At 70.1% G+C, this 4836-nt stretch carries 2 protein-coding genes; both read left to right on the forward strand.

The genetic code is table 11. From position 1 onward, the window contains the following. Positions 1–15 precede the first annotated feature (15 nt). Positions 16–3279 (forward strand): type I polyketide synthase, encoded by a 3264-nt coding sequence (locus ON37_RS26695; protein ID WP_051032083.1) that lies wholly within the window; start codon positions 16–18, stop codon positions 3277–3279. Between the two features lie 23 nt (positions 3280–3302). After that, the coding region (locus tag ON37_RS26700; RefSeq protein ID WP_040723200.1) for a type I polyketide synthase at positions 3303–4836 on the forward strand (1534 nt) is incomplete at its 3' end.

Raw genomic sequence — 4836 nt, forward strand, 5'->3', positions numbered from 1 at the left:
TCCGAGGTTGCGGGGATGTCGTTGTCCGCGGCGCGGATCCCGATCGCCTCGAACGTCACCGGCCGACTGGAAACCGATCTCTTTGCCGACCCGGCGTACTGGGTGCGACACGTCCGGGAGACGGTGCGGTTCGCCGACGGAATAGCAGCGGCCCGGGCGAGCGGCGTCGTGCGCTTCATCGAGATCGGGCCGGATGCCGTTTTGGCACCGATGATTTCGCGCACTGTCACCGGCGAGACCGCGGTGCTGGCCACCCAACGACGCGGCCGCGATCAGCGGACGGAACTCCTCCGCTGCCTCGGCGCCGCCTACTGCCACGGAGCGCACGTCGACTGGGCGAAGTTCTACGCCGGCACCGGTGCCCGCACCGTCGATCTGCCGACGTATCCGTTTCAGCGGCAGCGGTTTTGGCTGTCGACCGCACCCACGGCCGGCGCGGCCGACGATTCCGGCGTGCACCAGGTGGACCATCCGTTCCTGTCCGCCATGGTGACGGTCGCCGGCACCGGCGAAACAGTGGTGACCGGCCGAATTTCGGTGACATCGCATCCGTGGCTCACCGACCACGTGATCTTCGGCTCGACCCTCCTGCCCGGCGCCGCATTCGTCGAAATAGCCGCCACTGCGGCCGAATTGGTGGGGTGTGCGGAGATCCGGGAACTCGTCACGGAGGTGCCGCTGCGCCTGGACCGGGACGTCGCGACACACGTGCAGGTGGTTGTCGGCGCGCCGGATACGGCGGGAGATCGCACCATCGCCGTTCACGCTCGCCCCGAAGCCGGGGCCGGAGCCGAGGACTGGGTACGCCACGCGGTCGGCACGCTGGGTTCCGCGGCGGCGGAGCACGGGAGAACCGACACCACGCAGACATGGCCACCGCCCGAGGCTGTCGCGGTGCCGGTGCAGGACCTGTACCCGACACTGGCGGGCGCCGGCTTCGACTACGGTGCGGGCTTCCGGACGGTGCGAGGCGTGTGGCGGTGCGGCAGCGAGCTCTGCGTGGAATCGGGCCTGCCATCGGGAGCCGACGGTGCCGGTTTCGGTTGCCATCCGGCGGTGGTCGACGGGGTGTTCCACGGCGTGCTGGCCGGTGTCGACGGCCCGGCCTCCGACGATGCGGTGGGGCTGCCGTTCGTCTTTCGAGGTGTGCGGGTCTTCCGGCGGGGCGCGACGGCGGTGCGGGCCCGGTTGCGGATCTCGGAGAACGGCGTGGAACAGCTCGTCGCGCGAGACGAGACCGGCCGGGTGGTATGGGCGATGGCCGGATTGCAGGTGCGACCCGCGACAGCCGAGACGCTCCGGGCAGCCGGCATGGACGACGGGGCCGGGCTCTACGACATCGACTGGATCCCGGTGAGCGTCCGGCCCGAGCCCGAAGGTCCGATCTGGGGTCTCGGCGATCCGGACACCCTGGGAGGCTGGGGTTCCGGAATCGTCGACCGTTGGTTCGTGGATGTTGCGGCGGTGACTCGGGCCCTGGCCGCCGCAACCCCGGCGGCCGTGGTCCTGCCCTGCTGGGGAGCGGTCGAGCCGGGTGTGGCGACCGGCACCCGCAGCACGGTGACGGCTGTACTGACCACCGTGCAGGAGTGGATGAGCCGGCCCGGACTGCATTCGGTGCGGCTGGTGGTGGTGACGCGGAGGGCCGTGTCGTCGCCCCACGCCGGTGACCCGCGCCTGGACCGCGACGGCCTGACGCAGGCCGGCGTGACCGGCCTGGTCCGCTCGGCGCACTGGGAATACCCGGGCCGGATGATGCTGATCGACGTGGACACCGGCGTCGGGCCGGACGGCGTGAGAGGCGCGATCCTCGACACGAGAGAACAGGAGCTGCTGGTTCGGGCTTCGGGCGTGTGGGCGCCGCGCTTGGTGCGGGTCACCACACCCGAGCGCGAGCCGGCGTCGGCGCCGCCACCGGATCCCGATGGGGCGCAAGCACATCCGGACCGCCCCGCCAGGCCTTGGGGTGGAGCACCGGACGACGTCGTAGTGGTGGCGGGCGGCGGCGAACTGGGTGGTCTGGTGGTACGGCACCTGGTGACCGAGTGCGGCGTGCGGCGTGTGGTTGTGGCCTCCCGATCCGGCGGTGGTGCGGAACTCGCGGCCGAGATGGCGGCTGTCGGGGCCGAGATATGGTGTGTCGCCTGCGATTTGGCCGACGCTCAGGACACCCGGCGGTTGGTGGACAAGGTGTCGGAATGGGGCGCGCTGACGGCGGTGGTGTACACGGCCGGGGTCTTGGACGACGGCGTGGTGGCTTCGCTGTCACCGGAGCAGGTGGCGCGGGTGCTGCGCTCGAAGGTGGACGGCGCATGGTCTCTGCACGAGGCGACGCGCGGTCTCCGGTTGCGCGGTTTCGTGCTGTTCTCTTCCGTGGCGGGCACCGTGGGGGCGCCCGGCCAGGCGAATTACGCGGCGGCCAACGCGTTTCTGGACGCGTTGGCGCAGTATCGGCGCGCTGCGGGTCTGCCGGGACTGTCGATCGGATGGGGTTTGTGGGACGTCGCGGGCGGTATGGCCGGCGGCGTCCGGGCGGCGGACCGGGCTCGGATGAGCCGCGGCGGCCTGGTGGGGCTGAGCGTCGCCGAGGGGCTGCGGCTGTGGGATCGAGTGGTCTGCGTTGACCGTCCCCGGGTGGTCGCGGCGCGGTTCGATCGCGCCGCGCCGGTGAGCGAGCCGGCGGGACCGGGCGGGCTGGTCCCGTCCATCATGCGCGGCATCGTGCGGCCGCAGGGCGGGGCCGCCGCCGGTGCCGACGCGGCGGTATCGGCCGCGTTGACAGCACGATTGGCCGGATTGCCGGTGGCCGAACGCCGTCGAATACTGATCGATCTGGTGAGTTCCCACGTCGGGGCGGTGCTGGGCTATGCGACGAATCAGGCCGTCGATATCCAGGCCAGCTTCCTGGACCTGGGATTCGATTCGCTCGCTGCCGTCGAGTTGCGGAACCGGCTGACCGGCGCGACGGGAATCGGTTTGCCGGCGACGATCGCATACGACCATCCGACGCCCGAAGCGGTGGCGGAGTTCATCGCCACCTGCCTGCCGCTCGCGGAGCCCGGCGGGGATCTCGACGACGCCCTCGATCGGGTGGCTGCGGTACTCGCGGCGGCAGCGCCGGATACCGAGGCCCGCCGCCGGGTCGCGCGCCGGCTGCGCGGGCTGCTCGCCACGGTGGAAGCGACCGGCGAAGCCGAGCCGGACACCGATCCTGACGACGATATTCGCAGCGCCGATGTCGCCGAGCTGTTCGATCTGCTCGACGGTGAACTCGGTTAGCGCGCCGGCCTCGGAGGAAGACCATGGACAACGAGAAGGACTACGTCGATTACCTGAAACGGTCCGCGCTCGAACTACGAAGCTTGCGGCGCCGGATCCGGGACATCGAAGAACAGGCGCGCGAGCCGATCGCGATCATCGGTGCAGGGTGTCGTTATCCGGGTGGCGTGGTGTCGCGCCGCGGTTTGTGGGAGATGGTCGCCGAGGGTCGGGATGTGGTGGGCGAGTTCCCGGCCGATCGCGGGTGGGACGTGGACTTGTTCGACCCGGACCCGGCTGCGCGCGGGCGGTCGTACTCGCGGTGGGGCGGATTCGTCTACGACGCGGGTGATTTCGATGCGGGGTTTTTCGGTGTGGGTCCGCGGGAGGCGTTGGCGATGGATCCGCAGCAGCGGGTGTTGCTGGAAGTGGCGTGGGAGGGTGTGGAGGATGCTCGGATCGATCCGTTGTCGTTGCGGGGGAGTCGTACGGGTGTGTTCGCGGGCGTCATGTACCACGACTACATGTTCCTTGCCGCCACTAGCGATCGCAGTGCGGAGTTGGAGGGATATCTGAGTGCGGGCGGCGGCGGCAGCATCGTTTCCGGCCGGATTTCCTACACGCTGGGTTTGGAAGGGCCGGCGGTGTCCGTCGATACCGCGTGCTCGTCGTCGCTGGTGACCATTCACCAGGCGTGTCAGGCATTGCGGCTGGGAGAATGCGATCTCGCGCTGGCCGGTGGTGTGACCATGCTGGCGACGCCGGCCATGTTCGTGGAATTCTCCCGGCAGCAGGGGCTGGCACCGGACGGCCGGTGCAAATCGTTCGCCGACGCCGCGGATGGCGTGGCCTGGGGGGAGGGCGCGGGAATCGTCGTCCTGGAGCGCCTGTCGGACGCGGTGGCCGCGGGTCGCCGGATATTGGGTGTGGTGCGCGGTTCGGCGGTGAATCAAGACGGCGCCTCGAACGGGCTGACCGCTCCGAACGGCCCGTCGCAGGAACGGGTCATCCGAGCGGCGCTGGCCGGTGCCGGGCTGACGGCGCGGGACGTGGACGCGGTCGAAGGTCACGGCACCGGAACCACCTTGGGTGATCCGATCGAGGCGCGCGCGCTGTTGGCGACCTACGGGCAGGATCGTGACCCGGATCGGCCGCTGTGGTTGGGTTCGGTGAAATCCAATATGGGCCACACCCAGGCGGCGGCCGGAGTGGCCGGGGTGATCAAGATGATCGAGGCCATGCGGCACGAAACCCTGCCGCGCACCTTGCACGTGGACGCGCCCAGCTCACATGTGGACTGGTCGACCGGCGATGTGCGACTGCTGGTCGATCGGCAACCGTGGAAACGAGTCGAAGGCCGACCGCGACGCGCGGCGGTGTCGTCGTTCGGGATCAGTGGCACCAATGCGCATGTGATCGTGGAAGAAGCGCCGGCGCACGACGTTTCGGTATCGACGCCGGATCTCGTGAGTGCACCCGCGGGCCCGCGGCTGCCGGTGCCGTGGCTGATTTCCGGCCGCTCTCCCCAGGCGGTGGTCGACCAGGCGGAGCGGTTGCGTGCGTGGGTTGATGCCGGTG

This window comes from Nocardia veterana NBRC 100344 (assembly GCF_000308855.1).
GTDB classification, from domain to species: domain Bacteria; phylum Actinomycetota; class Actinomycetes; order Mycobacteriales; family Mycobacteriaceae; genus Nocardia; species Nocardia veterana.